A 7,022-nucleotide genomic window follows, 5' to 3' on the forward strand; every position below is an offset into this window, starting at 1 on the left:
GACGAGGCGAAGCTTCGCGAGTACCTCAAGCGGGCGATCGCGGATGCCCGGGACGCGCGCAGGAAGCTGCGTGAGTTGGAGGACAAGGACAGCGAGCCGATCGCCATCGTGGGCATGGCTTGCCGGTACCCGGGCGGCGTGCGGTCGCCGGAGGACCTGTGGCGGCTCGTCGCCGACGGCGTGGACGCCGTCAGCGGGTTCCCGACCAACCGCGGCTGGGACGTCGACGCGCTCTACGACCCCGACCCGGAGCGGACCGGCACCTCCTACACGCGGCACGGTGGGTTCCTGCACGACGCGGACCAGTTCGACGCCGACTTCTTCGGCATGTCGCCGCGCGAGGCCTTGGCGACCGACCCGCAGCAGCGGCTGCTGTTGGAGACCGCGTGGGAGGCCTTGGAGACGGCGGGACTGTGGCCGGGGTCCCTGCGCGGCTCGCGCACCGGCGTGTTCACCGGCGTGATGTACAACGACTACGGCTCGCGACCCCGGCTGTCCTCGTCGGACTTCGAGGGCTACTTGTTCAGCGGCAGCGCGGGCAGCATCGCGGCGGGCCGGCTGGCCTACACGTTCGGCCTGGAGGGGCCGGCGGTCGCGGTGGACACGGCGTGCTCGTCGTCGTTGGTGGCGATGCACCTGGCGGCGACGGCACTGCGCCGCGGTGAGTGCGACCTCGCGCTCGCGGGCGGTGTGACGGTGATGTCCACGCCGACCGCCTTCGTCGAGTTCTCGCGGTTGGGTGGTTTGTCGGCTGACGGTAGGTGTCGTTCGTTCTCCGCTGGTGCGTCTGGTACGGGTTGGTCGGAGGGTGTGGGTCTGCTGTTGTTGGAGCGGTTGTCGGATGCGCGTCGTCATGGGCACGCGGTGTTGGCGGTGCTGCGGGGCAGCGCGGTGAACCAGGACGGGGCGTCGAATGGTTTGACTGCTCCGAATGGTCCGGCGCAGGAGCGGGTGATTCGTGCCGCGTTGGAGGGTGCGGGTCTGGGTCCGTCCGATGTGGACGCGGTGGAGGCTCATGGGACAGGTACGCGCCTCGGTGACCCGATCGAGGCGCAGGCGTTGTTGGCGGCTTATGGGCAGGGGCGGGAGAGGCCGCTGTACCTGGGTTCGTTGAAGTCGAACATCGGTCACGCGCAGGCGGCGGCGGGTGTGGGTGGTGTGATCAAGATGGTGGAGGCGATGCGGCGTGGTGTGCTGCCCCGCACGCTGCACGTCGATGAGCCGACGCCTCACGTTGACTGGGAGTCGGGCGCGGTGGAGCTGCTCACCGAGGCCCGGCCGTGGCCCGAGACCGGTCGCCCCCGCCGGGCGGGCGTGTCCTCGTTCGGCTTCGGCGGCACCAACGCGCACGTGATCGTCGAGCAGCCACCGGACCCCGGACCGGTCGAGGCGGAGTCGGTGTCCATCGTGCTGCCTGTGGTGCCGTTCGTGGTGTCCGGCCGGACCGAGGCCGCCGCCCGCGCCCAGGCCGCGGTGCAGGCCACCGCGGAGGGCTCCGACCTCGACGTGGCGTACTCGCTGGCCACCACCCGGCAGCCGGCTGCCTGGCGGGCCGCCGGCGTGGACCGTGCGGTCGGCGAGCCGGCGGTCGTCGCCGGGGGCGGCACGGCGTTGCTGTTCACCGGCCAGGGTTCGCAGCGGGTGGGCATGGGTCTGGAGCTGGCCCGGACCTTCCCCGTGTTCGCCGCGGCCCTGGACGACGTGCTGGCCCGCTTCGACCCGTCGCTGCGCGAGGTGATCGCGTCCGGCGAGGGCTTGGACAGAACCGGTGCCGCCCAGCCCGCGCTGTTCGCCGTCGAGGTGGCGCTGTTCCGGTTGCTGGAGCACTGGGGCGTGCGGCCGGACGTCCTGGTCGGGCACTCCATCGGCGAGTTGGCCGCCGCGCACGTGGCGGGCGTGCTGTCCCTCGACGACGCGGCCACGCTGGTCGCCGCCCGGGGCCGGCTGATGCAGGCACTGCCGGAGCGCGGCGCGATGGTCGCCGTCCAGGCCGAGGAGGGCGAAGTCCGGCCGCTGCTGGGTGACCGGGTCTCCATCGCCGCGATCAACGGCCCCGCCTCCGTCGTGCTGTCCGGTGACGAGGACGCCGTCCTCGCGGCCGCCGCGACACTCGGGGAGCAGGGCCGCCGCACCAAGCGGCTGCGGGTCAGCCACGCGTTCCACTCCGCCGAGATGGACCCGATGCTGCCGGAGTTCCGCTCGGTCGCCGAGGGCTTGACCTACCACCGGCCGGAGGTGCCGGTGGTCTCCACCGTGACCGGCGCGATCGCAGACCGGCTGACCGAGCCCGGCTACTGGGTCGAGCAGGTCCGTCGCGAGGTCCGCTTCGCGGATGCCGTGGACGCCGTACGCGCGTTGGGCGTGACCACGCTGGTCGAGTTGGGGCCGGACGGCGTGCTGTCCGCCATGGTCGGCGACGGCGTGCCGATGCTGCGCGCGGGCCGTCCCGAGGCCGAGACCGCCATCGCGGCGCTCGCCGAGGTGCACGCCCGCGGCACGGCCGTGGACTGGGAGGCGTTCTTCGCGGGCACCGGAGCCACCCGCGTGCCGCTGCCCACCTACCCGTTCCAACGCGAAAGCTACTGGCTGCGCCCGGGTTCCGGCGGCGGGGACGTGGCGGCGGCGGGACTCGACGCGGCCGACCACCCGCTGCTGGGCGCGGTCGTCGAGGTCGCCGACGGTGGCTCCGTCGTGCTCACCGGCCGGCTCGGCGCCGACGGCTGGCTGGGCGACCACAGGGTCGCGGGCGCGGTCGTCGTGCCCGGCACGGCGCTGCTCGAACTGGCGCTGCGCGCCGCCGCCGAGGTGGAGCTGGATCGCGTCGAGGAACTGACCGTCACGGCGCCCTTGGTGCTGCCCGAGGGCGGGGGCGTGCAGGTGCAACTGCTCGTGGGCGAGGCCGACGATCGAGGCAGACGACCCCTGGAGGTGCACGCGCGATCGACCGGCCGGGCCTGGCAGCGGCACGCGACGGGCGCGCTGGCTCCGGCCGACGTCCCGGTGTCGGCCGACCTGCTGGCGTGGCCGCCCGAGGGCGCGACCGAGGTGGACCTGACCGACCTCTACGACCGCGTGGCCGAGGACGGCTACGCCTACGGCCCCGTGTTCCGCGGCCTGCGCCGGTTGTGGCGGCACGACGGCGACCTGTTCGCCGAGCTGGCACTGCCCGACTCGGCCCACGCGGAGGCCGCCGGGTTCGCCGTGCACCCGGCGCTGCTCGACGCCGCCGCGCACCCGCTGCTGCCCGGCGTGACCGACCCCGACCGGCCCGCGCTGCTGCCGTTCTCGTGGTCCGGCGTGACCGTGGTGGCGCCCGGCGCGACCGCCCTGCGCGCCCGCATCACCCAGACCGGCGTCGAGTCGGCCTCGATGGTGCTCGCGGACGGCCTCGGCTCGCCGGTGGCGGCGGTGGAGTCGTTGGCGCTGCGGCCGTTCAAGCTCGGACCGACCACCCTCGACACGCTGTTCGAGCCACGCTGGACCCCGATCGCCGCCGGCACGCCGTCCGCCGCGGCGTTCGACGTCGTCCCGATCGCCCTGCCCGGCACCGACGACGTGGTGGCCGCCACCCACGCCGCCACCCGGCAGGCCCTGGAGCTGGTGCGCGGTTGGCTCGCCGAGGACCGCGACGGGCAACTGGTCGTGGTGACCCGCGCGGACGTGCCCGCGCACGCCGCGGTGCGCGGTCTGGTGCGCACCGCGCAGACCGAGCAACCCGGCCGGGTGGTGCTCGTGGAGACCGACGGCACGGACGCGTCCACCGCCGTCCTGGACGCCGCGCTCGCGACCGGCGAGCCGCAGATCTCGTTGCGCGACGGCGATGTCCGGGTGCCCCGCCTGTCCAGGCCGGAACCGGTGGACGCGCCGGCCGGGACGCCGTTCGCCGACGGCACGGTGCTCGTCACCGGCGCCACCGGCGCGCTGGGCGCCGTCATCGCCCGGCACCTGGTGGTCGCGCACGGCGCCACCGACCTGCTGCTGGTCAGCCGACGTGGCGCGACGGCCCCCGGCGCGGCGGAGCTGGAGGCCGAGCTGACCGAGTTGGGCGCGGCGGTCACCTTCGCCGCCTGCGACGTGGCCGACCGCGCGGCGCTCGCCGAGCTGGTGGCGCGGCGCCCGGTCAAGGCCGTCGTGCACACCGCGGGGGTGCTGGCCGACGGCGTGCTCGGGGCGCTGACCGACGAGCAGGTCACCGCCGTGCTGCGGCCCAAGGTGGAAGCGGCCTGGAACCTGCACGAGGTCACCCGCGACCTCGACCTGTCCGCGTTCGTGCTGTACTCGTCGCTGGCAGGCCAGCTCGGCAACGCCGGGCAGGCCAACTACTCGGCGGCCAACACCTTCCTCGACGGGCTCGCCGAGCACCGGCGCGCGCTGGGGCTGCCCGCCGTGTCGCTGGCGTGGGGCCTGTGGGAGCGGGCCAGCGACATCACCGGCCACCTGGCCGACGTGGACGTCAAGCGGATGGCGAAGGCCGGTCTCCTGGCGCTGTCCACACAGGACGCCCTGATCTCGTTCGACGCCGCGCTCGCCCTCGACGTGCCGGTGGTCGCGATCACCGGCGTCGACCCGGCGACGCTGGCGGCGCTGGGGGAGGACGCCCCGGTCGTCCTGCGGGGGCTCGTGCCTCCGGCCCGTCGGCCCCGGCGCGTCGACGGCTCCCTCACCGAGCGGCTGGCCGACCTGACCGGCGCCGAGCGGGACCGGGCGCTGGTGGGCCTGGTCCGCGCCGCGGTGGCCGCGGTGCTCGGGCACGCCCACGCGGACGCGGTCCCGGCCGACCGGCCGTTCCAGGAACTGGGCTTCGACTCGCTGACCGCGGTCGAGCTGCGCAACCAGCTCGGCGCCGCCACCGGCCTGAGGCTGCCGACCACGCTGGTGTTCGACCACCCGTCGCCCGCCGCGCTGGCCGCGCACCTGTCCGGCGAGCTGTTCGGCGGCGCCCGCGAAGCGGTCGCCGCGACGGCGATGAACGGGGACGACAGCCCGATCGCCATCGTCGGCATGGCGTGCCGCTACCCGGGCGGCGTGCGCTCGCCGGGCGAGCTGTGGGACCTCGTCGCCAGTGGCGTGGACGCGATCTCGCCGTTCCCGACCAACCGGGGCTGGCCCGACCTGTACGACCCGGACCCGGAGCGGGTGGGCCGGTCCTACTCGCGCGAAGGCGGCTTCCTGCACGACGCCGACCTGTTCGACGCGGAGTTCTTCGGCATGTCGCCGCGCGAGGCGCTGGCCACCGACCCCCAGCAACGGCTGCTGCTGGAGACGGCCTGGGAGACCCTGGAGAACGCCGGGGTGGACCCGGCCGGGCTGCGCGGTTCGCGCACCGGCGTGTTCACCGGCGTGATGTACCACGACTACGGCTCGGGCCTGGTCGAGATCCCTCGGGACCTGGAGGGCTACCTGGCCGGCGGCACGCTCGGCAGTGTCGCGTCGGGTCGGGTGTCCTACACGTTCGGGTTCGAGGGTCCGGCGGTCACGGTGGACACGGCGTGCTCGTCGTCGTTGGTGGCGTTGCACCTGGCGGCGCAGTCGTTGCGCCAGGGCGAGTCCGACCTGGTGCTGGCGGGCGGCGTGACGGTGATGTCCACGCAGACCGCCTTCGTCGAGTTCTCACGCCAGCGCGGCCTCGCTCCGGACGGTCGGTGCAAGTCCTTCTCCTCGGGCGCGGACGGGACGGGCTGGTCGGAGGGTGTGGGGCTGGTGTTGTTGGAGCGGTTGTCGGACGCGCGTCGCAACGGGCACCCGGTGTTGGCGGTGCTGCGGGGCAGCGCGGTGAACCAGGACGGGGCGTCCAACGGCCTGACCGCGCCGAACGGCCCGTCCCAGGAGCGCGTCATCCGGCAAGCGCTGGCCAATGCCGGCCTGCGTCCGTCCGATGTGGACGTGGTGGAGGCGCACGGGACGGGTACGCGGTTGGGTGATCCGATCGAGGCGCAGGCGCTGCTGGCCACCTACGGCGAGGACCGGAAGACCCCGCTGTACCTGGGTTCGTTGAAGTCGAACATCGGTCACGCCCAGGCGGCGGCGGGTGTCGGCGGTGTGATCAAGATGGTGGAGGCGATGCGGCGTGGTGTGCTGCCCCGCACCCTGCACGTCGACGAGCCGACGCCGCACGTCGACTGGTCGTCGGGCTCGGTCGAGTTGCTCACCGAGGCCCGTGAGTGGCCCGAGGTCGACCGGCCGCGCCGGGCGGGCGTGTCTTCGTTCGGCATCAGCGGCACCAACGCGCACGTCGTCATCGAGCAGCCGCCGGCTGAGCCGGAGCTGGTCGCCGAGGTCGAGCTGCCGATCGCCCCGTGGGTGCTGTCCGGCCGGACCCCCGAGGCGGTGCGCGAGTCGGCCCGCCGGCTGGCCGCGGTGGACGCGGCCGACCTCGACGTCGCCTTCACCCTCGCCACCGCGCGCTCCGCGCTGCCGCACCGGGCTTCGGTGGTGCGCCGCGACGACCTGGCCGCGGTCGAGCCGGTGCTCGCCGCCGACGGTCGTACCGGGTTCGTGTTCGCGGGTCAGGGGTCGCAGCGGGTGGGGATGGGGTTGGGGTTGGCGGAGTCGTTTCCGGTGTTCGGTGCGGTGTTGGAGGAGGTGTGTGGTGTGGTGGACGGGTTGGTGGGTGGGTCGTTGCGGGGTGTGATCGCTTCGGGTGTGGGGTTGGATGGGACGGGGTGGGCGCAGCCGGCGATTTTCGCGGTTGAGGTGGCGTTGTTCCGGTTGTTGGGGCAGTGGGGTGTGCGGCCGGATTTCGTGGTTGGGCATTCGATCGGGGAGATCGCGGCGGCGCATGTGGCGGGGGTGTTGGATCTTGGGGATGCGGTGCGGTTGGTGGTGGCGCGTGGTCGGTTGATGGCGGGGTTGCCGGCGGGTGGTGCGATGGTGGCGGTGGGTGCGGGGGAGGGGGAGGTGGTGCCGCTGTTGGTGCCGGGTGTGGATGTGGCGGCGGTCAACGGTCCGGACTCGGTGGTGCTTTCGGGTGTGGAGGACGCGGTTCTTGCGGTTGCCGCGGTGTTGGCCGGGCGGGGTCGGGT

Annotated in this window: 1 pseudogene; it reads left to right on the top strand. The window is 74.0% G+C overall.

What is annotated here, in order from left to right:
* Positions 1–27: 27 nt before the first annotated feature.
* A pseudogene (locus AB0I91_RS28350) lies at positions 28–7,022 on the top strand (SDR family NAD(P)-dependent oxidoreductase); the annotation flags it as partial.

Source organism: Actinosynnema sp. NPDC049800 (assembly GCF_040656635.1).
Lineage (GTDB): Bacteria > Actinomycetota > Actinomycetes > Mycobacteriales > Pseudonocardiaceae > Actinosynnema.